Annotated in this window: 19 protein-coding genes; 11 read left to right on the forward strand and 8 right to left on the reverse strand. The window is 74.5% G+C overall.

Going from position 1 to position 21,402, the window contains the following annotated elements; all coding sequences use genetic code 11:
- Positions 1-36 precede the first annotated feature (36 nt).
- Positions 37-1,908: an acyl-CoA dehydrogenase gene (locus GA0074696_RS19985; RefSeq protein ID WP_197700759.1), complete on the reverse strand. Its 1,872-nt coding sequence runs from the start codon at positions 1,906-1,908 to the stop codon at positions 37-39.
- Positions 1,868-3,349 (reverse strand): ATP-binding protein, encoded by a 1,482-nt coding sequence (locus GA0074696_RS19990; RefSeq protein WP_088962509.1) that lies wholly within the window; start codon positions 3,347-3,349, stop codon positions 1,868-1,870. Before GA0074696_RS19990 ends, GA0074696_RS19985 begins: the two co-directional genes overlap by 41 nt.
- Before the next feature lie 365 nt (positions 3,350-3,714).
- Here GA0074696_RS19990 and GA0074696_RS19995 point away from each other — a divergent pair, with 365 nt between their 5' ends.
- The 6 genes from GA0074696_RS19995 (at position 3,715) to GA0074696_RS20020 (ending at position 8,212) form a co-directional block, all read left to right on the forward strand.
- Positions 3,715-4,170 (forward strand): hypothetical protein, encoded by a 456-nt coding sequence (locus GA0074696_RS19995; protein ID WP_088962510.1) that lies wholly within the window; start codon positions 3,715-3,717, stop codon positions 4,168-4,170.
- Positions 4,167-4,736, forward strand: a complete 570-nt coding sequence (locus GA0074696_RS20000) for a hypothetical protein (RefSeq protein ID WP_088962511.1) — start codon at positions 4,167-4,169, stop codon at positions 4,734-4,736. Before GA0074696_RS19995 ends, GA0074696_RS20000 begins: the two co-directional genes overlap by 4 nt.
- The gene (locus GA0074696_RS20005; RefSeq protein ID WP_088962512.1) at positions 4,733-5,251 is read left to right on the forward strand and encodes a M78 family metallopeptidase domain-containing protein; all 519 of its coding nucleotides are present in this window, start codon (positions 4,733-4,735) and stop codon (positions 5,249-5,251) included. The genes GA0074696_RS20000 and GA0074696_RS20005 overlap by 4 nt, the downstream gene beginning before the upstream one ends.
- Positions 5,248-6,522 (forward strand): MAB_1171c family putative transporter, encoded by a 1,275-nt coding sequence (locus GA0074696_RS20010; protein ID WP_088962513.1) that lies wholly within the window; start codon positions 5,248-5,250, stop codon positions 6,520-6,522. The genes GA0074696_RS20005 and GA0074696_RS20010 overlap by 4 nt, the downstream gene beginning before the upstream one ends.
- A gap of 82 nt (positions 6,523-6,604) precedes the next feature.
- Entirely contained in the window at positions 6,605-7,123 is a 519-nt protein-coding gene (locus GA0074696_RS20015) for a hypothetical protein (RefSeq protein ID WP_231925460.1), read from the forward strand.
- A 90-nt stretch (positions 7,124-7,213) separates the two neighbouring features.
- A complete protein-coding gene (locus GA0074696_RS20020; RefSeq protein WP_088962515.1) occupies positions 7,214-8,212 on the forward strand; it encodes an Acg family FMN-binding oxidoreductase in 999 nt (332 codons plus the stop codon).
- Positions 8,213-8,216: 4 nt separating this feature from the next.
- Here the strand turns inward: GA0074696_RS20020 and GA0074696_RS20025 are convergent, their stop codons facing one another.
- The 4 genes from GA0074696_RS20025 to GA0074696_RS20040 all read right to left on the reverse strand — a co-directional run bounded on the left by GA0074696_RS20025 (position 8,217) and on the right by GA0074696_RS20040 (position 12,769).
- Positions 8,217-8,981, reverse strand: a complete 765-nt coding sequence (locus GA0074696_RS20025) for a hypothetical protein (RefSeq protein ID WP_088962516.1) — start codon at positions 8,979-8,981, stop codon at positions 8,217-8,219.
- Positions 8,982-9,087: 106 nt separating this feature from the next.
- Positions 9,088-10,260 (reverse strand): alanine--tRNA ligase-related protein, encoded by a 1,173-nt coding sequence (locus GA0074696_RS20030; RefSeq protein ID WP_088962517.1) that lies wholly within the window; start codon positions 10,258-10,260, stop codon positions 9,088-9,090.
- A gap of 254 nt (positions 10,261-10,514) precedes the next feature.
- Positions 10,515-11,663 carry a fatty acid desaturase family protein gene (locus tag GA0074696_RS20035; RefSeq protein ID WP_088962518.1) on the reverse strand — a complete coding sequence of 383 codons (1,149 nt, stop codon included), beginning with the start codon at positions 11,661-11,663 and terminating at the stop codon, positions 10,515-10,517.
- Positions 11,664-11,677: 14 nt separating this feature from the next.
- Positions 11,678-12,769 carry a ferredoxin reductase gene (locus GA0074696_RS20040; RefSeq protein ID WP_088962519.1) on the reverse strand — a complete coding sequence of 364 codons (1,092 nt, stop codon included), beginning with the start codon at positions 12,767-12,769 and terminating at the stop codon, positions 11,678-11,680.
- Positions 12,770-12,852: 83 nt separating this feature from the next.
- Here GA0074696_RS20040 and GA0074696_RS20045 point away from each other — a divergent pair, with 83 nt between their 5' ends.
- From GA0074696_RS20045 to GA0074696_RS20055, 3 genes are all read left to right on the forward strand, one after another.
- On the forward strand, positions 12,853-14,073 hold the full coding sequence (locus GA0074696_RS20045; RefSeq protein ID WP_088962520.1) for a PucR family transcriptional regulator: 1,221 nt from the start codon (positions 12,853-12,855) through the stop codon (positions 14,071-14,073).
- Between the two features lie 247 nt (positions 14,074-14,320).
- Positions 14,321-14,980 carry an HNH endonuclease family protein gene (locus GA0074696_RS20050; RefSeq protein ID WP_088962521.1) on the forward strand — a complete coding sequence of 220 codons (660 nt, stop codon included), beginning with the start codon at positions 14,321-14,323 and terminating at the stop codon, positions 14,978-14,980.
- A gap of 117 nt (positions 14,981-15,097) precedes the next feature.
- Positions 15,098-15,742, forward strand: a complete 645-nt coding sequence (locus tag GA0074696_RS20055; protein WP_088962522.1) for a GNAT family N-acetyltransferase — start codon at positions 15,098-15,100, stop codon at positions 15,740-15,742.
- Here GA0074696_RS20055 and GA0074696_RS20060 read toward each other — a convergent pair.
- Positions 15,691-16,491, reverse strand: a complete 801-nt coding sequence (locus tag GA0074696_RS20060; protein WP_157746035.1) for a Stf0 family sulfotransferase — start codon at positions 16,489-16,491, stop codon at positions 15,691-15,693. The two genes, GA0074696_RS20055 and GA0074696_RS20060, sit on opposite strands and share 52 nt — an antisense overlap.
- 254 nt (positions 16,492-16,745) lie before the next feature.
- On the opposite strand from GA0074696_RS20060, the gene GA0074696_RS20065 reads away from it, so the two are divergent.
- Positions 16,746-16,967 carry a hypothetical protein gene (locus GA0074696_RS20065; RefSeq protein ID WP_088962524.1) on the forward strand — a complete coding sequence of 74 codons (222 nt, stop codon included), beginning with the start codon at positions 16,746-16,748 and terminating at the stop codon, positions 16,965-16,967.
- 136 nt (positions 16,968-17,103) lie between these two features.
- On the opposite strand, the gene abc-f is transcribed toward GA0074696_RS20065, so the two are convergent.
- Complete coding sequence (abc-f, locus tag GA0074696_RS20070) at positions 17,104-18,741, reverse strand: ribosomal protection-like ABC-F family protein (protein WP_088962525.1); 1,638 nt, start codon at positions 18,739-18,741, stop codon at positions 17,104-17,106.
- A gap of 412 nt (positions 18,742-19,153) precedes the next feature.
- On the opposite strand from abc-f, the gene GA0074696_RS20075 reads away from it, so the two are divergent.
- Positions 19,154-21,394, forward strand: a complete 2,241-nt coding sequence (locus GA0074696_RS20075) for a hypothetical protein (protein ID WP_088962526.1) — start codon at positions 19,154-19,156, stop codon at positions 21,392-21,394.
- The last annotated feature ends 8 nt before the right edge of the window (positions 21,395-21,402 follow it).

Here is a 21,402-nt window from a genome sequence, read left to right on the forward strand (position 1 = left end):
CCAGTCAGGTGAGGTGACGTCTGGCATGTGCCGATGTCAGAACCAGCTCTCCTGCATGTCCGAGGTGGTGCGGTCCAGGCTGTCCAGCAGGTCGAACTGCGCCGCCGTCCGGGGCAGCTCGTACCGGAAGAAGTACCGGGCCGCCTGCCGCTTGCCGGCGTAGAAGTCCGGGTCGACGCTCGGGGGCGCGGCGTCCACGACTAGGAGCTGCTCCAGCCACATCCAGGCGACCACCACATGCCCGACGGCCTCCAGGTAGAGGCTGGCGTTGGCCAGGGCGAGCGCAGGATCACCTTTGGCCCACAGCCGGCGGGTGGTGCCGGCGATCCGGTCCACCGCGGCGCCGAGCTGGGCGGCCAGCTCGGCGGCCTCCCCGTCGGCCTTCCAGGCCCGGCTCACCGTCGCGGAGATCGTCTCCAACAGCAGGGACAGGCCCGCTCCGCCGTCCATGGTCGCCTTGCGCCCGAGCAGGTCCAGCGCCTGGATGCCGTGCGTACCCTCGTGGATCGGGTTGAGCCGGTTGTCCCGCCAGTGCTGCTCGACGTCGTAGTCGCGGGTGTAGCCGTAGCCGCCGTGCACCTGGATGGCCAGGTCGTTGGCGGTCAGGCACCACTGCGACGGCCAGCTCTTGGTGATCGGCGTGAGCATGTCCAGCAGCAGATGCGCCCGGGCCCGGTCGGCCGGGTCGGGGGCGGTCTTCTCCTCGTCCAGCAGCCGCCCGCAGTAGAGCACCAGCGCGAGGGCGCCCTCCACGTAGCTCTTCTGGGCCAGCAGCATCCGGCGCACGTCGGGGTGCGCGACGATCGGCACCTGCGGCACCGTCGGGTCCTTGTCGGCGATCGGCCGGCCCTGGGGGCGCTGGCGGGCGTACGCCAGGGACTTCAGGTAGCCGGTGTAGCCGAGCGCGGTCGCGCCGGCCCCGACGCCGATGCGCGCCTCGTTCATCATGTGGAACATCTGGGTCAGGCCCTGGTGGGGCTCGCCCACCAGGTAGCCGACCGCCCCGGGGCGGCCGTCCGGCCGGTGCACGCCCTCGCCGAAGTTGAGCAGGGTGTTGGTGGTCCCCCGGTACCCCATCTTGTGGTTGAGGCCGACCAGCACCACGTCGTTGCGGGCGCCGAGCGTGCCGTCGGCGCCGACCAGCACCTTCGGCACGATGAACAGCGAGATGCCCTTCACCCCGGGCGGCCCGCCGGGGATCCGGGCGAGCACCAGGTGGACGATGTTCTCGGCGAGTTCGTGGTCTCCCCCGGAGATCCACATCTTGGTGCCGAAGAGCCGGTGGCTGCCGTCGTCCTGTGGTTCGGCGCGGGTGGTGATGTCGGCCAGCGAGCTGCCGGCCTGCGGCTCGGACAGGCACATGGTGCCGAAGAACCGGCCCTCGACCATCGGCCGGACGAAGGTGTCGATCTGGTCGGCGCTGCCGTGGGCGAGCAGCAGGTTGGCGTTGCCCAGGGTCAGGAACGGGTACGCCGCGGTGCTCACGTTCGCGGCCTGGAGGAAGCCGAACGCGGCGGCGGAGACGACGTGCGGCAGCTGCAACCCGCCGACGCTCTCGTCCATGCTCGCGCCGAGCAGCCCGGTGCCGGCGAAGACGTCCAGGGCGGCCTTGACCTGCGGGATCATGCGGACCCGTCCGCCGTCGACGACGGGCTCGCTGGTGTCCGCGGCCCGGTTGTGCGGGGCGAAGTGCTCGGCGGCCACCCGTTCGGCGAGGTCGAGCACGTCGTCGAAGGTCTCCCGGGAGTGCTCCGCGTAGCGGGGGCGCTCGGTCAGCCGGGGCGCGTCCAGCCACTCGTACAGCAGGAAGCGCAGGTCACGACGGGACAGCAGGCTGGACGACACGGATCTCCTTCCGTCGTACGCCTCAGCCGAGCCGCAGCCCGCCGATGGCGTCACGCAGGTCATCCTGACTGATCGGGCCGGCCGGCGCACCGTCAGATACCTCACGCATCGCCTTGGCGAGTTGCACCCGGCGCAGCACCTCGCGGAGGTCCGCGCCGGTGAGTCCCGCGGTGAGCGCGGCCAGCCCACGCGGGTCGACGTCGTCGGCGAACATCCGGAAGCCGGGGCGCTCGTGCCGGTCGATCAGCTCGCGGACCATCTTGGCGATGATCTCGGCGCGGCCGCTCTCGTCGGGCGCCGGGATGGCCAGCTTGACGTCGAAGCGCCCGGAGCGGGTCAGCGAGGCGTCCACCCGGTGCGGGAAGTTGGTGGTGGCCACCACGATGACGTTCGGGTTCTCCTCGATGAGGGTGTTCATCTCCTGCTTGAAGATGCCGGCGACCGCGTTGACGGCCTGGCTGGCGGCGTCGCCGCCCGCGCCGGCGTAGCTGATGATGCTGTCGAACTCGTCGAAGAGCATCACCGTGGGTTGCCGGTAGCCGCGCGCCTCGCGGAAGATCTGCTTGATGTTGCGCTCGGAGCCACCGAGGTACTTGTCGAGGATCTCCGGGGTGCGGATCTCCCGGAAGTCGGCGCCGATCTCGTTGGCCAGCGCGCGGGCCAGCATGGTCTTGCCGGTGCCGGGCGGGCCGTACAGCAGGATGCCCTGGGGGCGGCGCGCGCCCCAGCGGGCCATCACCTGGGGGTGCCGGAACGACACGGCGATCTCCCGGAACCGGGCCACCACCTCGTCGAGGCCGCCGACCTGGTCGAGGGTCACCGCCGCGCTGCCCGACGGCGTCGCGGCCGGTTCCGGCCGAACCCCGAGGGTGTACGCCCGGCCACGCAGCACCGCCGGTTCCGGAGTGTCGCCGGCCAGCTCACGGACGGCCTGGAGCACCAGGGCGACCATCGCCGCCAGGTGCGCCGGGGTGACGTCGGCGCTGGGCGTCGCGCCGCGCACGGTGACCAGCCGCCCGCCGGGCTCGGCGTGGTGGCTGATCTCGGGGCGGAGCCCCAGCTCGCGGGCGCGGTCGAGCACGGCCGTCCCGGCGGCGTCGGCTGGTGGCGCGGGCGCGGGCGGCCGGAACCCGAGCCGGCGGGACGCCCCGGCGGCCACCCGGCCGGTGGCGGCGGCCACCCGGTCGGCGCGGGGATCGCCGGCGGCCAGCCGCTGGGCCAACAGCATCCCGGCCGGGCCGGCCAGGCCGAGCGCGAGCAGCCCCATCGCCGTGGCCGGCACGCCGGCGCGCACCGAGGCGTCGAACCGGTGCTCCCCCGCCTCGACCCGCACGGTGAACCGCACCCGGCGCACCGGGTCGGGGAAGGTGGCGTCGGCCAGCAGCGCGACGGGGCCGGCGGCGGCCGCCGCGAGCAGGGCGGCCGGGTCGACGAGGGTCACCCGGGCGCCGAGCAGCGTCACGGTCTCGGTGTCCGGCCGGAGTGCGTACCCGTGTCCCGTCATGCGTCCACGTCCCTCGCCGCTGGGGTCCCCCGCCGGCAAGTCTGACACCCGGCCACCCCGGCTGCCACCGGGCGGACGTCGTGGGCAGGGGTGCGGCACGGCGTACCGCACCCCTGCGGCGGGCCGGGCCCCAGCCCCCCCGCCCGCGTCCCGTGGTGATTCCGACGGACCCCCGATGGCGCATGGCTGCGCGCTCCCGTCGAACCTGCCAGGACGCCCCTGGCATTGGGCGGTGCCATGATCACACCAAAGTGTCCACTCCCCATGCCAGCGGTGGTAATGCTATACATACTCCCGGTAGTGGCGTCAACGGTCGGTGCCACCGTCCCCGGCCGGTGTCATCGCGCGTGTGCGGAGGAGTCCCCTTGCCCCAGGTCACCGAGCCGCACGACGACTCCTTCGCCGCCCGCCTGGACTGGCTCTTCCGGACGGTGACCGACCCGCAGGGCCGGCCGTACAGCGTCCGGCACGTGGCCCAGGAGCTGACCCGGCGCGGCTGCCGCATCTCGCACACCCACCTGAGCAACCTGCGGCAGGGGCGCGCGCCGGACCCGCGGCAGTCGGTGGTGGACGCCATCGCCGCCTTCTTCGGCCAGCCGTCGAGCTTCTTCGCCCCCGGTCAGGACGACGTGGACGGTGGGCGCGACCTCGCGCACGCCCTGGCCAACCCGCACATCAAGCAGGTGGCCATGCGGCTGGCCGACGCCCGGCTCTCCCCCGAGGGCCACGCCGCCGTGGTGGCCATGATCGAGCAGGTGGAGCGCCTGGAGGCCGCCGCCCGCGCCCGCCGCTCCGGCGAGCGTCCGGCGGAGGCGAGGTGAGGACGGAGCGGGCCACCGGCGGCGGCTGCGTCCGGCTGCGCCGCTGGTGGCTGCCGGCCGACCCGGCCGACGGGCCCGGCGAGCACGACCGGCTGCTGCGCGAAATCACCGTGCCCCGCCCGTTCGACCTGCGCCGGTTCGTGTTGGAGGTGGCCCGCGCCCGGGGGCGGCGGCTGGTGGTCAGCAGCGTGCCCACCCGGCTGCCCGAGCCGCGGGCGATGTGGTGCCGCCGCGGCGACACCGACCACGTGCTCGTCGGCGCTACCCCCTCCCGGCACCACCGCGACCACCTCGCCCTGCACGGCATCGGCCACCTGCTCCTCGGCCATCAGGGCGTGCCGGCGGTGGCCGGAGCGATCGTCGAGTTCCTCGGTGCCGGCACGCTCGACCGGCTGCGGGCCCAGCTCACCCGGCTGACCTGCACCGACGAGCAGGAACGCGAGGCCGAACTGTTCGCCACCCGGGTGCAGCTGGCGGCCGCGGCCGACCACCGCCGGCCCGGCGCCGGTTCCCCGCCGCGGGCGCCGCGGGACGGGTACGCCCACCATCCGGCGCGGGTCCGATGATCCGGCGACGACGCGCGGCGGGCGAGGAGCAGCTGCGGCTGCTGCGCCGCCAGTCCGAGCAGGCCCTGGACGCGCTCGGACTGACCGGCGGCTTCACCTTCGGCGAGCTGCACGAGCGGGTGGAACGCCGACGCGGCCGGCCGGTGCACCTCATTCCCCGCGAGCTGCCCGCACTGGCCCCGCACGGGCTCTGGGTCGCCGGCGAGCACGCCGACTACATCTTCTACGCCGCCAACGCCAGCCCGGTGCGCCAGCGCCTGATCATCGGGCACGAGTACGGCCACGCCCTCTTCGACGACGTCTCCCCCGCGTCCGAGCTGGACCGGGCCGCCGCCGCGCCGGCGCCGCTGGCCCGCAGCTCGTACGACGTGCCGCAGGAGCGGCGGGCGGAGATCTTCGGCAGCCTCGCCGTGCAGCGCGCGGAGAGCTGGTCGGAGCCACCGGTGACCGCCCCGGCCGACATCGCCCTCGCCGACCGGCTCGCCGCCACCCTCGAAGGACGCCGCCACCCGTGATCAGCCTCGTCCGTGACCTGATGATCGGCGTGACGCTGACCTGCTGGGTGATGAGCCTCTACAAGCTGCGCGACCTGGCCCGCAACCCGCGCTACCGGCCGCTGCGGGCGCTCTGCCTGGCCCTGGTCGGCATCACGGTGTCGCTGACCATCCAGCCGTTCATGCCGGCCCTGGACCGGGCGCTCGGCGTGCTCGACCTGGCCCGGCTGCTGTCCAACTGCCTCACCCTGGTCTCGGCCACCGCCGCGCAGGCCTTCCTGCTGCACATGACCGGGGACGACGAGCGGACCCGGCGCCGGGTCCGCCGCCGCACCGTCGCGCTGCTGGTCAGCATCGCCGCGATCGCGGTGCTCTTCGCGCTGACCCCGGCGCGGACGGCCCTGGACGACCCCCGGGTGGCCAGCGGCCGCTACTACGGCGACCCGTTCGACGCCCCCTTCCTCTACGTCTACCTGACCTACCTGGGCTGGTCGATGACGCAGGTGGTGGCCCTGGCCCACCGGTACGCGCGGCAGGCCGGCCGGCCGCTGCTCCGCCTCGGCCTGCGACTGATCGTGGCGGGCGCCGCCTGGGGCCTGGTCTACGTGCTGGGCAAGCTGACCGCGGTCGCCGCCGGCGCGCTCTGGCCCGGCTCCGCGCTCGTCTCCGACGCGGTGGTGGTGTTCAGCTTCACCGTCTCCATCCTGCTCATCCTGATCGGCTCGACGCTGCCGTCCTGGGGGCCGCTGGTCGGTCTCGACCGGCTCGGCGCGCGGCTGGGGGCCGTCGTCGACCATCACCGGCTGCGCCCGCTCCAGGCGGCGGTGCACCGGGTGCTGCCGGAGATCGCGCTGCTGCCCGAGCCGCGCGGACCCGCCGGGCTGCTGGCGGTGCTGCGCGACCCGTACCTGCGCCGGGTCCGCGCCACCGTGGAGGTCCTCGACGGGTACGCCACCCTGCGCCCCTGGATGTCCGCCGCGCTGCTGCGCGCCGCCGAGGCGGCCGGCCGCCGGGCCGGCTGGAGCGGTGCACGGCTCGCCGCCGCCACCGAGGCGACGGTGCTGGCCGCCGCGCTGGAGGCACGGGCCGCCGGGGCGCCGCCGGCCGCCGACCACGAGGAGCTGCCCGACCTGCCCGCCGGGGGCGCCGACGGCGGGGAGGCCGCGGAGCAGGTCGCCTGGCTCGCCCGGGTGGCGAGGGCCTACCGTTCCCCGGAGGTCACCCGGTTACGGGCCGGGCTGGGCCCGGCGACCGGCGCCGACGACAGCGAGAGGGAACACCGTGTCCAGTGAGACCAGGGTCATCGCGCCCGCCGACCCCGGCGCCGCGCGGATCGTCACCGAGGTGTTCGCCCCGGCCGTGTGGGCGGCGGCGATGCCGGTGGTCGTGGCGCTGCACGCCACCGCGCCGGCCTGGCTGACCGGCCTCGGCTGGGCGCTGCTGGCGATGCTGTTCAGCGCGGTGGTGCCGTACGGGATCATCTGGCTCGGGGTGCGGCGGGGCCGGCTCACCGACCACCACATCGGGGTACGCGAGCAGCGGCGCGGGCCGCTGGTCGGCGGCCTGCTCTCGGTGCTGGCGGGTATCGCGGCACTGGTCCTGCTCGGGGCGCCCCGGGCGCTGGTGGCGATGGTGGTGGTGATGTTCGCGGTGCTGCTCGTGGTCACCGCGGTCAACCAGGTCTGGAAGCTCAGCGCGCACGCGGCCGTCGCCGCCGGGGCGGTCGGGGTGCTGGTGGTCGTCTTCGGGCCGGCGCTGCTGGTGGCGTTCGGCCTGGTGGCCCTGATCGGCTGGTCCCGGGTGCGGCTGGGTGACCACACCACCGCCCAGGTGCTCGCCGGCGGCGTGGCCGGCGTGCTGGTCGGGGTGCCGACGTACCTGCTGCTCGGCTAGGCCACCGGTCCCGCCGGTGGGGCCCTTTCGGCCCTGTCCGCGCCGAGATCCGGGCGGGCAGGGTGGTGGCATCAGCCAGGAGGTGTCCCGATGACCCAGCCGTCCACCGGCATGACGCAGCTGCCGACCGTCCGCGAACTCGAAGCCGCCGCCCGGCTGTCGCTGTACGCCCCCTCGGTGTTCAACACCCAGCCGTGGCGCTGGCGGGTCACCCGGCAGGCGCTGGAGCTGCACGCCGACCCGGCCCGGCAGTTGGCCATTACCGACCCGGACGGGCGGCTGCTGACCCTGAGCTGCGGCGCCGCGCTGCACCACGCCCGGGTGACGCTGGCCGCGGGCGGCTGGGCGGTGACCGTCGAGCGGTTCCCCGACCGGGCCGAGCCGGGGCTGCTGGCCCGGCTGCGGGCCAGCGGCCCGGAGCGGCTCGACCTGGCCGCCGCCCGGCTGATGGACGCCATCCCGGTACGGCGCACGGACCGGCGCGCGTACGGGGACCGGCCGGTGCTGCCGGAGCAGGTGGCGCGACTGCGCGCGGCGGTCGAGGCCCAGGGCGCGTACCTGCACGTGGTGCGCACCGACCAGATGCCGATGCTGGCCGTGTCCGTCGCCCGGGCCGGCGACGCCGAGCTGGCCGATCCGGCGTACCGGGCGGAGCTGCACCACTGGACGCACCGCCCCGAGTCCACCGGGGACGGCGTGCCGGCCGCGACCGCCGTCCGCCCGGCGCCCCGCCGGGTGCCGGTGCGCGATCACGCCCCCGGTGGTGCGGCCGGGCTACGGGCCGGCGCCGGCTTCGACCGGGGCGCCGCGTACGTGATCCTCTTCGGTGAGCGGGACGACCCGGCGGGTTGGCTGCGCGGCGGTGAGGCGCTGTCGGCGCTGCTGCTGACCGCGACCGCCGACGGGCTGGCGACCGCGCCGATCAGCGACACCATCGAGCTGACCTGGCCCCGGCAGATGATGCGGGACCTGCTGGCCGGCGTCGGCGAGCCCTACCTGGTGGTCCGGGTGGGCTGGGGGCCGCCGGCCGGTGACCTGCCGGCGGCACCGCGCCGCCGCAGCGCCGAGGTGATCGAGGTCGACGAGTGACGGGTCAGCTGTTGACGAACTCGTAGACCTCCGCCGGGGCCGGGCCGATCTTCCCGTCGAACGGCGCGCTCAGGTCGGGCTTGAAGCCGTGCCCGGAGTAGCTGATCTCGGACGGCTGCTCCGGTCGGCCCGCGGCGGCCGGCAGGGTGAACCGCAGGCCCAGCAGCCGCCGCTGGGAGTCCACGGTCGCCTCGAACGGCACCGCCCTGGTCTGCTCGGGGGTGAGCGACCGCAGGTACGCGTCGTCGATGAGGCGGCTGGCGCCCGGTTCTCTCGCCCGGGTCAGGTCCAACGTGCCCCGATAGCCGCGCTCGCCGTTGCGTTCGGCGGTGCCGACCCCGGCGAGCAGGTCCTCGGCGTGGGCCGGGTCGCCGAACCGCTCCAGCGTGGCCCGGCGCGCCGGGCTCACCTTCGTCATGTCCAGCCGGGTCCACCGGTCCTCGGTCAGCGGGTTGCTGCGGACCAGGTGCTGGCCGTCCCGGTGCAGCACCTCGAAGGTCACCCGGGCCTTGGCGATCTCGCCGCCCACCACCCTGATCCGCAGCCAGCCGTCGCGTCCGTCGACCGCGCCGGCGCCGATGGTGGTGGGCGTGCGGAACTGGAAGCTGTAGGGGCCCCGGTCCAACGCCTGCGCCGCCTGGCGCAGCTCGTCGGGCGCGGACGGCCCGGACGGGGTCGCGGCGTCGCCGCGGGCGAGGTCCCGCGCCACGCCGCAGCCGGTCAGGGTGAGCAGGAGGGCGAGCACGCTCGCCGAGGCACGGACGGTCACCGGACACCTCCCCGAGGGCGGACCGCCGCCGGCCGTCCGACGGCGGTCCACAGCGGATACCCAGGTGGTGGCGTCCGCAATCCTCCCCCTCGGGCCCGCGCCCGGGTCAGCCCGCCGCGCCGAGCGGCCCGTCGACCAGCTCGCGGGGCAGCCCGTGGGTGTCGTGCAGCCACGCGTAGTCGGTGTCGGTCAGCGGCCCCCGGGACCGGCACCGCTCGACCACCGGCCGCCCCCGGCGGAGCAGGGCCCGGAACCGCCGTTCCTCGTCGACCAGCACCTGGCGCAGCGGCCCGACGTCGCCGCGCTGGCGGAACCGGCGCAGCGTGTCCGCGTACGGCTGGTCGGGCAGCTCGGCGAGGGTCCGGGACTCATCGTCGCGCCACAGCGTGGTCAGCGCCCGCCGGACCAGCCGGCGCAGCACGTAGCCCCGGCCGGTGTTGGCGGGCCGGACGCCGTCGCCGAGCACCACGACCGCCGAGCGCAGGTGGTCGCAGACGATCCGGTGCGCCGTCTCGTCCAGCGGCCACCGGTCGCGGACCGCCTCGACCCAGGGGGTCAGGCCGGCGCACTCGAAGACCGAGCGGCCGCCGCGCAGCACCATCTCCAGCCGCTCCAGGCCCATCCCGGTGTCGATGTTGGGCTGCGGCAGCGGCTCCAGCCGGCCGTCGTCGTGCCGGTGGTACCGCATCCGCACGTGGTTCCAGACCTCCATCCACCGGTCGTCGCCGCCCGGGGTGCCGGTCGGCGGCCCGTCGCCGGTCCAGACGAAGATCTCCGAGTCCGGCCCGCACGGCCCGGTGGGGCCGTTGGACCACCAGTTCTCCGCGCGGGTCAGCTCCACCGGCACGCCGAGCTCGGTCCACGTCGCCAGCGCGGTCTCGTCGGGGCCGACCTGGTCGTCGCCGCCGAAGACGGTGGCGTGCAGCCGGCCCGGGTCGACGCCGAAACCGTCGGTGAGCAGCTCGTAGCCCCAGCGCAGGCTCGGCCCGATGCCGTAGTCGCCGAGCGACCAGGTGCCGAGCATGTCGAAGACGGTCAGGTGGGTCGGGTCGCCGACCTCGTCCAGGTCGGTGGTGCGCAGGCAGCGCTGCACGTTGACCAGGCGCCGGCCGGACGGATGGGGACGGCCCGCGAGGTACGGCGTCAGCGGGTGCATCCCGGAGGTGGTGAAGAGGACCGGATCGCCCGGCGGTGGGATCAGCGGGCTCTCCGGCGCGGACCGGTGGCCCCGCCGGTGGAAGTGGTCGACGAAGGTGCGGACGATCTGCTCGGGTGTCATGGCGTAGGGCCTTCCGGTGAGGGTGCGACCGGTACGGCCCGCCGCGCGGACGCGGGGGTGCTGACGCGCGAACGCCGGCGGACCGTTTCCGGTCGCCGGCGTGGGGTCAGGTGATCAGGCGGCGGCAACCGGCGAGCGGGAAGCTCGCGCGGCCGCGGCGGTGGTGCGCCTGATCTGCATGGCCCGACCGTACCGCGACGACGGCGCCGCCGACCACCGCATTCCGGGTGGGTCGGCGGCGCCGTCGTGGGTGCTCAGGCCCCCGAGGGAGCGAGGGTACGCGTCGACAGGTCGTCGGCGGGCTTCGGCGCGGCCGGGGTCCGGTTGGGCAGCGACAGCCGGATGACCTTCCACCAGGCCGAGGCGACCTGCCTGGGCAGCGGGCCGGTGGTGTACTTCAGCCCGTACCGGTCGAACAGCGCCCGGACCTGCGGGGCGATCTCCTGGTAGCGCTTGCTCGGCAGGTCTGGGAAGAGGTGGTGCTCGATCTGGAAGGACAGGTTGCCGGTCATGATGTGCATCAGCCGGCTGCCGCTGATGTTGGCCGAGCCGAGCATCTGCCGCAGGTACCACTCGCCGCGCGTCTCGCCCTCGATGCTGGTCTTCTCGAAGGTCTCCACGCCGTTCGGGAAGTGCCCGCACATGATCACCGAGTGGCTCCACACGTTGCGGATCAGGTTCGCGGTGAAGGTGGCGGCCAGGGTGCTGAGGAAGGACGGGCCGGACAGCAGCGGGTGCACGACGTAGTCCTTGAGCACCTGGCGGCGGATCTTGCGGCCGACGGCGCGGGCCCGGGCCCGGAACTCCGGGGCCTTGCGCCGGTCCTTCTGCAGGTTGCGGCCGAGCTCCAGGTCGTACGCGGCGATGCCGTACTCGAAGAAGCAGGCGTTGACGAAGTTCCACAGCGGCTGGCCGAGGTGCATCGGGTGCCACTTCTGGTCCTCGTCGACGCGCATGATGCCGTACCCGAGGTCGTTGTCCTTGCCGAGCACGTTGGTGTACGTGTGGTGCAGCTGGTTGTGCGAGTGCTTCCACTGATCGGCCGGGGAGACGTGGTCCCACTCCCAGGTGGTGGAGTGGATCTTCGGGTCCCGCATGAAGTCGTACTGGCCGTGCAGGATGTTGTGGCCGATCTCCATGTTCTCCAGGATCTTGGCCACCGCCAGGCCGGCGGTGCCGACCACCCACGCCGGCGGGAAGAGCGAGAAGAGCAGCACCGCGCGACTGCTGATCTCCAGCGTCCGCTGGGTCTTGATGACCTTGCGGATGTACCGGGCGTCGGACTCACCGCGCTCGGCGATCACCCGGTCCCGGATGGCGTCGAGCTCCTTGCCCAGGATCTCGATGTCCTCCGCACTGAGGTGGGCGATCGGGTTGTCCGGCTTCTTCTGGATCGCGGTCACGTCCGGCCTCCTGTCTACAGGTCGATGTCGCAGGTACCGGCCGCCGCCGACACGCAGGTCTGGATGAGTACGCCGTCACCGGGGACGGCCGTGGTGAGGTCCCCGGTACGCAGGTCGCGGACCGCCCCCTGGCGCAGCGGGAGGACGCAGCCGTAGCAGATGCCCATCCGGCAGCCCGACGGCATCAGCGCACCGGCGGCCTCCCCGGCATCCAGGATGGGGGTCGCGCCGTCGGCCCGCACGCTGAGACCGGCCCTGGTGAAGGTGACGGTGCCGCCCTCCCCCGGTGAGATCACGGTCGGCCGGAACCGCTCGGTGTGCAGCCGCTGCGCCGCGCCGGCCGCCCGCCAGTGCTCCTCCACCGCGTCGAGCATCCCGATCGGGCCGCAGGCCCAGGTCTCGCGCTCCAGGTGGTCGGGGACCAGCCCGGCCAGTTCGTCGACGCCGAGCAGCCCGTCGGTGTCGGTGTGCCGCTCGACCAGCCGGATCGCGCCCTGCGCGGCGAGCGCCCGCAGCTCGGCGCCGAAGACCACGTCGGCCGGGGTGGGTGCGGAGTGCACGACCACCACGTCCGAGTGGGTGTGCGCGCCGGCGCGCAGCATCCCCATGACCGGGGTGACGCCGCTGCCGGCGGTGAGGAACAGGACCCGGGCCGGCGCGGGGTCGGGCAGGACGAAGTCCCCCTGCGCCTGGTCGAGCTGGACGATGGCGCCCGGGCGGATGCGCCGGACCAGGTGGTTGCTGACCGTCCCGTCGGGGATCGCCTTCACGGTGACGCAGATACGGCCGTCGGGACGACCGGGAGCCGAGGTGACCGAGTACGCCCGCCACTGCCGGACCCCGTCGACGTCCACGCCGAGGCGCACGTACTGCCCGGCGGTGTGGCCGCGCCAGGCGCGACCGGGCTGGATGGTCAGCGTGGCGGCGTCGCGGGTCTCGGCGTCGACGGCGACCACGCGACCGCGCAGCGCGGCCCCGGCGCGCAGCGGCGCGACCAGGTCGAGATAGTCCTCGGGGAGGAGCGGGGTGGTGACCGTCTCGGCGAGCCGGAGGAGCCGGTCCCGGACGGAGAGCCTCGTCGGGGGACGCGGGACGGTGGTGGTCATATGTCCAGGATCGTCGCCCGTTCGGATAACATCTTGGCCAGCAAAGGTGAATTGACCACGGGTTCTTGTTCGGGGAGAACAACATGACCGATCCTTCCGGGGCCACCAGCCGCCGGGCGGCGCACCTGGAGCTGGACGGGCGGGTGGCCGACCGGCTGCGCGGCCAGCTCCCCGCGGTGGCCGAGCGGACGGTCACCGCGATCACCGCCGAGGTCCCCGACTACTCGGGCACCCTCACCGGGCAGATGCGCGAGAAGATCGAGAACGCCGTCCGCATCGCGCTGGGCACGTTCCTCCAGCTCATCGAGCGGGCCGACGCCGCCGACCCGAGCACCCCGCTGAGCCGGGCGCTGGAGGCGGCGTACGCCCTCGGCAGCGGCGAGGCCCGGTCGGGGCGGAGCATGGACGCGCTGCTGGCCGCGTACCGGGTGGGGGCCCGGGTCGCCTGGCGGGAGGTCTCCGCCACCACCGTGCGCGACGGGCTCTCCGCCGAGCGGGTGGCCGAGTTCGCCGAGCTGATGTTCGCCTACATCGACGAGCTCTCCGCCGCCAGCGTGGCCGGGCACACCGACGAGCTGGCCAGCGCCGGCCGGGTGCACCGGCGCTACCTGGAACGGCTGGTCCAGCAACTGCTCGCCGGCGAGCTGGAGGAGGTGCTGCGCCGCAGCGCCGAGCGGGCGGAGTGGCCGCCCCCGCAGACCCTCACCGTCGCGGTGCTCCCCCGCAGCAACCTGCGCGCGGTGCTCGCGATGCTCAGCCCGCACACCCTGGAGAGCGGCGAGGACCTGCCCGGGGTGGAGCTGGCCGAGGAGTCCGCCGTGCTGCTCGTCCCCGACGTGCACGGTGGGCGCCGGCGGCGGCTCACCGGCGCGGTGCAGGGGCACCGGGCGGTGGTGGGGCCGGCACGGCCGTGGACCCGGGTCGCCGAGTCGTACCAGCGGGTGCTGCGGGCGCTGGCGCTCGGGTTGGACCGGCCGGCGGACGGCGCGCCGCTGGACACCGAGCAGCACCTGGCCCGGCTGGTGCTCAGCACCGACCCGGAGGCCCTGGCGGACCTGCGCGCGCAGGTGCTGCAACCGCTGTCGGCGCTGCCCCCGGCGACCGCCCGGCGGCTGGCCGAGACGCTGCGCTCCTGGCTGCTGCACCAGGGCCGGCGCGACGACGTCGCCGGCGACCTCTTCGTCCACCCGCAGACCGTGCGCTACCGGATGGGTCAGCTGCGCGAGCTGTACGGCGAGCGCCTCAACGACCCGGCGACGGTGCTGGAGCTGACCCTGGCGCTGGCCTTCCTGCCGGCGGAGTGAGCCGGCCGGGTCGGTGATTCGGCCGGCCCACCTCAGTGGAGCCCGCCGGCTTCCGCCGCCCCGCCGCCGGGCCCGTCGACGCCGCGGTCAGACCACCGTCACGCGCGGGCCGGCACACACACCGAGCTTGTCATCAGTTCGGCGACGCTGCGTCGCCCATCGTTCACAAAGTTGATCTGGATATTGGCCGTCTTCTCTGTCCATATGTACGCAGGCGATCCCGCCCATCCTCATCGGACGGAGCACCATGACCCGTACCCTGCGCGCGACGGCCACCATCCTCGCCGCCGCCCTGGCCGCCACCCTCGGCCTCGCCCACCCCGCCTGGGCCGCCAGCTACTCCGCCTCGCTGACCACCGCGGTCGCCGGCCTTCCGGTCGCCACCGAGGTCCGCACCGGCTACAGCCGCGACCTATTCCCCCACTGGGTCGACGCCGACGGCGACGGCTGCAACACCCGCAACGAGGTGCTGATCGCCGAGGCCGTCTCCGCGCCGACGGTCGGCGGGAGCTGCACGCTGTCCGGCGGGCGCTGGTACTCCTACTACGACAACGCGTACTGGACCCTGACCGGCGACCTCGACATCGACCACATGGTGCCGCTCGCCGAGGCCTGGGACTCCGGGGCGCGCAGCTGGACCACCAGCCGCCGTCAGGCGTACGCCAACGACCTGGGCGACAGCCGCCCGCTGGCCGCCGTCACCGACAACGTCAACCAGGCCAAGGGCGACCAGGACCCGGCCACCTGGCTGCCCCCGTACGCCTCGGCCCGCTGCCGCTACGTCAAGGAGTGGGTCGCCACCAAGATCCGCTGGCGGCTCACCGTGGACAGCGCCGAGAAGAGCACCCTGACCAGCTGGGCGAACAACTGCCCCGCCACCACCGTCTCGGTCACCTACGCCTGGTGACGCCCCCGGCCGGCCCGCCGCCCGGCGGGCCGGCCCCGACACCGTCGCACAGTCGGCCGGGGGCGCAGCGCCTGAACGGCTTGCGGTGCAAGCGGTTCCACCCCGTACCGTCCTGGCATGGACAGCAGCGCCACCGCCATCCGCCGCTACCGGGACCGCGACCACGACGCGGTCTACGACATCTGCGTCCGCACGGCCGACGCCGGCGGCGACGCCCGCGGCCGGTACGCCAGCGACGACCTGATGCCCGATCTCTTCGCCGGGCCGTACCTGCACCTGGAGCCGGAGCTGGCGTTCGTGCTCACGCACCGGGACGTCGTCGTCGGCTACGTGATCGGCACGGCGGACACGCCCGCGTTCGTGCGGGCCTACCGGCGGGTGTGGGTACCCCGGCTGGCCGACAGGTACCCGGTGCCGACCCGGCCGCCGGCCACCCCGGACGACGAGATGATCGCGCTGCACCACCGGCCGGAGCGGATGCTGCTGCCGGAACTCGCCGGCTACCCCGCCCACCTGCACATCGACCTGCTGCCCGAACACCAGGGCCGGGGTCACGGCCGCCGGCTCGTCGAGACGTTCCTGCGCGCCGCCGCCCGCGCCGGAGCGCCCGGGCTGCACGTCGGCATGGTCACCGCCAACGTGCGGGCCCGCGGCTTCTACGACTGGCTGGGCTTCCACGAGATCCCGGTGCCCGACCCCGGTCCGGTCACCTACCTCGGCCGGACCACGCGGGTGCCGGCACCCGTCGAGACCGCCCGGTAGCGGCGGACCCACTCCCGGTTGAGCTGGTCGGCCTGCCGCCGGTGCCGGGGTACGACGGCGGCCCCGGCGGGCAGCGTGAGCCCGAGGAAGTCGAGGACGGCGTGGGTGACGCCGACCAGGTCCGCGTCGAGGTCCTCGTAGGACACCACGTACGGCCGGACGCCGGACGCGGCGAACCACGCCCGCCACGCCGCGTCGTGCCGGCCGATCACCTCGACCAGCCGGCCGATGGCGTCCGCGTCGAAGGCCGGCGCGCCCCCGCCGCCGTCGCCGCCGCTGATCTCACCGTCGCCACCCAGGTACCAGGCGCCGGTCTGTTCGGCCCGCAGCCAGGACACCGCCTGCGCGACGACGTCGTCGCGCCGCAGGTACACGAATCGGGTACGCCCGAAGGCGCGTTCCAGCAGCGACAGGTCCCCGCCGGCGAGGTCCGGGTACACCGTGGCCAGCCGGTCGACCAGCTCGTCCAGCGTCCCCCACATCAGCTTCGCGCCGAAGACGCCGTTGTCGGTACGCCCGGTCGCCAGCGCCGCCGCCAGGTACTCCCGGTAGTCGACGTTCCCGTCGGGATGCCGGGCGATCCCCCAGCGCTCGGCCCACAGCGGCTCGTCCGGCACCCGGAAGTACGCCTGCGGGCGGCCGGCGACCCCGGTGGAGGCGAGCAGCCCGAGCAGCAGCGAACTACCGGTGCGGGGCGTGGCGCAGACCAGGTAGGAGTCGACGGGCTCGCGCCCGGGTCGGGTGGTCACGCCGCCGAGGGTAGGCCGGCCGGGTGGGCGCGTTTCAACCACTTTTCCGGGTGCCGGCCAATGGTGGGGCGGCGCACTGGCGCGCGGGTCCCGTCACGCCAGGTCGGCCGGCAGCGCCTCGACCGCCCGCCGGCCCAGGGCCGCCATCACCGGATTGGCCTCCCGGTGGCGGCGCCGCAAGGGCCACCGGGCCCGAGCGGGCGGCCCCGACGGGAGGGGCGACTAGCCGCCCGCTCGGCGGGTACGCGCTGCCCATGGGTAGCCAGAAGCACAACAAACACGACAGCGGTGGCCAATCGGCTCGGGCCCACCGGCACCCGGGCAGCGGCGCGCCGGGGCGGCAGGGCTCCGAGGTCGAACGCTCGCCCAAGCGCCGGCACGAGCGGACCGCGACCGGCCCCTCGGGCAGTGAGCGCGACCACGGCCGGTCCAAGGTCGCGCACGAGGGGCGGGTGCACCGGCAGGGCACCGGCTGACCCCGCCGCCGCCGTACGCGCGTCCCGGTTCCACCGGCGGGCAGTGCGTACGGCGGTGCAGCGGCGGAAACTGCCGGTGTGACCGACGACCGCACCTTCCGCGACGGCCAGCCCGTCCCCTGGTGATCCCGGGGCGTCAGTCGAGCTCGGGCGCGCCGGTCTCCCGCAGCTCGCCCCCGGCGAGCCGCAGCCAGCGGTTCACCCCGATCTCGGTGAGGAACCGCTGGTCGTGGCTGACCACCACGAACGCGCCCTGGTACGCGCCGAGCGCGCTCTCCAACTGGGCGACGCTGACCAGGTCGAGGTTGTTGGTCGGCTCGTCCAGCAGCAGCAGCTGAGGTGCCGGCTCGGCGCAGAGCACGCAGACCAGGGTGGCGCGCAGCCGCTCCCCGCCGGAGAGCACCCCGACCGGCAGGTGGCTGCGGGAGCCCCGGAACAGGAAGCGGGCGAGCAGGTTCATCCGCTCCGCCTCCGGCGTCCCGGGCGCGAACGCGGCCAGGTTCTCCGCCACCGTGCGATCGAGGTCCAGCAGGTCCAGCCGCTGCGACAGGTACGCGATCCGCCCGTCGGCCCGCCGCACCTGGCCGCCGTCGGCGGCCAGGTCACCGTGGACCAGGCGGAGCAGGGTGGACTTGCCGGCGCCGTTGGGCCCGGTCAACGCGATCCGTTCGGGCCCCCGGATCGCCAGGTCGACACCGTCGGCGGCGAAGAGCGCCCGGTCGCCGTAGCGGACCTGCATCCGCTCGCCGAGGAAGACGGTGCGCCCGGCGGGAACGTTGGTGCCGGGCAGGTCCAGCACGATCCGCTGCTCGTCGCGCAGGGCGCGACCGGCCTCGTCGAGCCGGGCCCGCGCCTGGCTGACCCGGGCCGCGTGGGTCTCGCCGGCCCGGCCGGCCGACTCCTGGGCGCCGCGCTTCATCGTCCCGGCGAAGATCTTCGGCAGACCGGCGCTCTTGAGGTTGCGGCTGGCGTTGCTGGCCCGCCGCTCGGCCCGCTCGCGGGCCTGCTGCATCTCCCGCTTCTCCCGCTTGACCTCCTGCTCGGCGTTGCGGACGTTGCGCTCGGCGACCTCCTGCTCGGCCCGCACGGCCTCCTGGTACGCGGTGAAGTTGCCGCCGTAGGAGCGGACCTCGCCCCGGTCGAGTTCGAGGATGCGGTCCATCCGGTCGAGCAGCGCCCGGTCGTGGCTGACCAGCAGCAGGCAGCCGGGCCAGTCGTCGAGCAGGTGGTAGAGCGTGCGCCGCGCGTCGAGGTCGAGGTTGTTGGTGGGTTCGTCGAGCAGCAGGACGTCGGGCCGCTTCAGCAGCTGCGCGGCGAGGCCGAGCGAGACGACCTGACCGCCGCTGAGGGTGTCCAGGCGACGGGTCAGCGCGACCCCGGCGAGGCCCAGCCGGTCCAGCTGGGCCTGGCTGCGCTCCTCGACGTCCCAGTCGTTGCCGATCGTGGTGAAGTGCTCCTCGCTCGCGTCGCCGGCCTCGATGGCGTGCAGCGCCCGGAGGACGGGGGCGACCCCCAGCACCTCGGAGACGGTCAGGTCGCCGGCCAGGGGCAGGCTCTGCGGGAGGTAGCCGAGCACCCCCTCGACGGTCACCGATCCGCCGGTGGGCCGGCACTCCCCGGCGATCAGCTTGAGCAGGGTGCTCTTGCCGGCGCCGTTGGGGGCGACCAGACCCGTGCGACCACCGCCGACGGTGAACGACAGGTCCTCGAAGACGGGAGTGTCGTCGGGCCAGGAGAAGGAGAGGTTGGAGCAGATGACGTACGCATCGGACATGCGAAGGACCTCGGGTGTGATGCGGGCGTGCCACAGCAGCCCGGCGGGCAACAGGGATTGGTCGACGACGGCACGGCCCACCGGCGGCGGGGCGCTTCCCACGCGCCTGCCGGTGGCCGACCATGTCCGGTCTCACCCGGAGATGTCGTCGTCACCCGCCATGTCTGGTCTCCCTGTCCCGATCACTCGCCGCCGACATTACCAGCTGCCGATCGGGTGTCCCGGCGGGCGACGGGACGCGGGAGGTGAGCGGCGCCGGTCGATGCCCGGCCGGGATGTCCATCCCTCCGCGTGACCTTCCCGGTTGGCGCCCGCCTGCGCGGGTAGTCACCCCCGCCAGCCGGCTGCCGGGTGGCTCGTCCCTCGGCAGCCGTCCCGAACTGCTGGCCGCGCCGCCGGGGGTCGCAGGCCGATGACGGACACCGCACCGCCGTCCGGAGAGCAGCACGCGCCGGACGACGTCGTCGAACTGCGGGTACACGGGGTCTCGGGCGCCCGCGCCGACCAGGTGCTCGACCGGCCGCACACCCACCAGGTCGCCGGCGACCGCAGCGGCGGCTTCTTCCGACCGAGGCCGGGCTACCCGGACAGCACCGGACCGGGAGGCGTGGTGCTGGAGGTGTACCGGTGGAGCGACCTGCCCTCCGGCACCGCCGCCCGGACGCTGTCCCTGGTCTTCCTGCTCCCGTTCATGCTGAGCAACGTGGTGATCTGGATGCGCCCGGCCCGGCGGGGGCCCGGCACGGGCGTCAAGGTGCTGTGCCGGCTCCTCGCGCTCAGCCTCACCGTGCTGTACGCCCTGTCCGCCGCCGGCGTCGCCCTGGACCTGATCGCCTGGAAGTGCATGGGCTCGTCCCGATGCCTGATGGGCCGCACCTGGCTGTCCTGGCTCGGCGGGCACCCGGTCGGCCTGCGGCTGGCGGTGCTGGCCGCGGTGCCGATCGGCGCGGTCGGGCTGGTCTGGCTGCTGGGCGCCCGCCCCGGCCGCTCCTACGAGGGCTTCCGGGTGCCGACCGGCGACCCGGAGGGCGACCGGCTCAGCGCCGTCGGCCAGTGGGACGCCATGCCGATGGTGGGTCGGCTGCGGGCGATCCACATCGCCGTCGCGCTCGCGGTGCTCGACCTGACCCTGCTCACCGCGCGCGGTGCCGGCCACCCCTCGGTCGCGACGGTCGGCCTGGCCGTCCTGGCCGTGCTGGTGCTGGCGGCCGGCGCGGCGCTGCTCTGCACGCCCGAGCTGCTGGAACGGCCGGGCACGGCGCGCACCACCGACCGGCTGACCGTGGCGCTGCGCACGGTGGCCTGCGGCCTGACCGTGGCGACCCTCGGGGTGGTCGCACTGGACCAGACCCCGTGGCCGGTCTCGGGCGCGCTGCCCGGGTACGGCCTGATCGTCGGTTGGGCCTTCCTCGCGCAGATGGCACTGCTGGCGGCCCTCGCCGTGCTGGCCCCGTGGCGCAGCCGCCGGGACGGCGGCCCGGCGCTGCTGCACGGCCTGGGCGCGCCGGTGATCGCGGCCTTCGCGGTCGGCCTGTCGAGCGCGTTCTCCGCCGAGCTGGTCTACCGGACGGCGTACTTCCTCAACCGCCGGGCGATCACCGGACGCCCGGAGGATCTGGCGGCCCCGCCACTGGCCTACAAGTGGGCGTTGTTCACCTTCTTCCTGAGCATGATCGTGGCGGTGCTGGTCGCCGCCGGGCTGACCCTGCTCTCCCGCCGGAGTCGCCGACGGGCGGCGGCCGCCATCGTCGCCAGGGACTTCCCGGCAGCCCCACCCGAGGCCGCCGACCGGATGCGACGGGTGGAGAAGACGATCGCGCGGGCGCGGTTCACCGAGTGGCTCGGCCCGCTGGCCGTCGCGTGCGCCTGCCTCGCCACGGTCGGCCTGGCCACGAGCTTGCTCGCACTGTTCGGGCTGCAGCCGAGCCCGCTGGCGGAACGGCTGCTCGGGGTGCCGTCCGGGTTCGTGAACTTCGGGCTGACCGTGGGCAGCTATCTCATCGCCGGGCTCGTGCTCGCCCTGGTGATGGGCGGACTGTTCGCCTACCGGACGGCGGAGTTCCGCCGGTACGTCGGCGTGGTGTGGGACCTGGGCACGTTCTGGCCCCGGGCGGCCCACCCCTTCGCGCCGCCGTGCTACGCCGAACGGGCCGTACCCGAGCTGGCGAAGCGGATCTGCTACCTGGCGGAGCGGCACACCGGCGTGCTGCTCAGCGGCCACAGCCACGGGTCGGTGCTGCTGGCGGCCACGGTGCTGCAACTGCCGCCGCAGGTACGCCGGCGGGTCGCGCTGCTGACCCACGGGTCCCCGCTCGACCGCCTGTACGCCCGACTCTTCCCCGCGTACCTGGGCCGGGACGTGCTGCACGAGGTGGGCGAGCGGGTCGGCTGGCGCTGGTTGAACCTGTGGCGGGAGACCGATCCCATCGGCGGCTGGGTGTTCGCCGCACACCGGCCCGGTGACCCACCGACCCGGGCCGGCCCGAGCGACCGGGTCGACCGGCGGCTGCGGGACCCCGAGGACGTGGTGGCGCCCCCGAGCGACAGCGTCCCGCCCCCGGTCAAGGGGCACTGGCCGTGCGAATCCGACGAACGCTTCGCCGCCGCGGTCCGTGAGCTGGCCGACCGGCTCCGGGCCGAGCGCCGGACCTGACGCCACCG

The organism is Micromonospora purpureochromogenes (assembly GCF_900091515.1).
GTDB classification, from domain to species: Bacteria; Actinomycetota; Actinomycetes; order Mycobacteriales; family Micromonosporaceae; genus Micromonospora; species Micromonospora purpureochromogenes.

Excerpts from the sequence above, each read along its gene's own strand:
- GA0074696_RS20040 (WP_088962519.1), bottom strand. The coding sequence starts at position 12,769 with ATGACCACCACCGTCCCGCGTCCCCCGACGAGGCTCTCCGTCCGGGAC.
- GA0074696_RS20005 (WP_088962512.1), top strand. The coding sequence starts at position 4,733 with ATGATCCGGCGACGACGCGCGGCGGGCGAGGAGCAGCTGCGGCTGCTG.
- abc-f (WP_088962525.1), bottom strand. The coding sequence starts at position 18,741 with ATGTCCGATGCGTACGTCATCTGCTCCAACCTCTCCTTCTCCTGGCCC.
- GA0074696_RS20015 (WP_231925460.1), top strand. The coding sequence starts at position 6,605 with ATGCCGGTGGTCGTGGCGCTGCACGCCACCGCGCCGGCCTGGCTGACC.
- GA0074696_RS20050 (WP_088962521.1), top strand. The coding sequence starts at position 14,321 with ATGACCCGTACCCTGCGCGCGACGGCCACCATCCTCGCCGCCGCCCTG.
- GA0074696_RS19985 (WP_197700759.1), bottom strand. The coding sequence starts at position 1,908 with ATGACCTGCGTGACGCCATCGGCGGGCTGCGGCTCGGCTGAGGCGTAC.
- GA0074696_RS20075 (WP_088962526.1), top strand. The coding sequence starts at position 19,154 with ATGACGGACACCGCACCGCCGTCCGGAGAGCAGCACGCGCCGGACGAC.
- GA0074696_RS20045 (WP_088962520.1), top strand. The coding sequence starts at position 12,853 with ATGACCGATCCTTCCGGGGCCACCAGCCGCCGGGCGGCGCACCTGGAG.
- GA0074696_RS20055 (WP_088962522.1), top strand. The coding sequence starts at position 15,098 with ATGGACAGCAGCGCCACCGCCATCCGCCGCTACCGGGACCGCGACCAC.
- GA0074696_RS20065 (WP_088962524.1), top strand. The coding sequence starts at position 16,746 with ATGGGTAGCCAGAAGCACAACAAACACGACAGCGGTGGCCAATCGGCT.
- GA0074696_RS19990 (WP_088962509.1), bottom strand. The coding sequence starts at position 3,349 with ATGACGGGACACGGGTACGCACTCCGGCCGGACACCGAGACCGTGACG.
- GA0074696_RS20030 (WP_088962517.1), bottom strand. The coding sequence starts at position 10,260 with ATGACACCCGAGCAGATCGTCCGCACCTTCGTCGACCACTTCCACCGG.
- GA0074696_RS20020 (WP_088962515.1), top strand. The coding sequence starts at position 7,214 with ATGACCCAGCCGTCCACCGGCATGACGCAGCTGCCGACCGTCCGCGAA.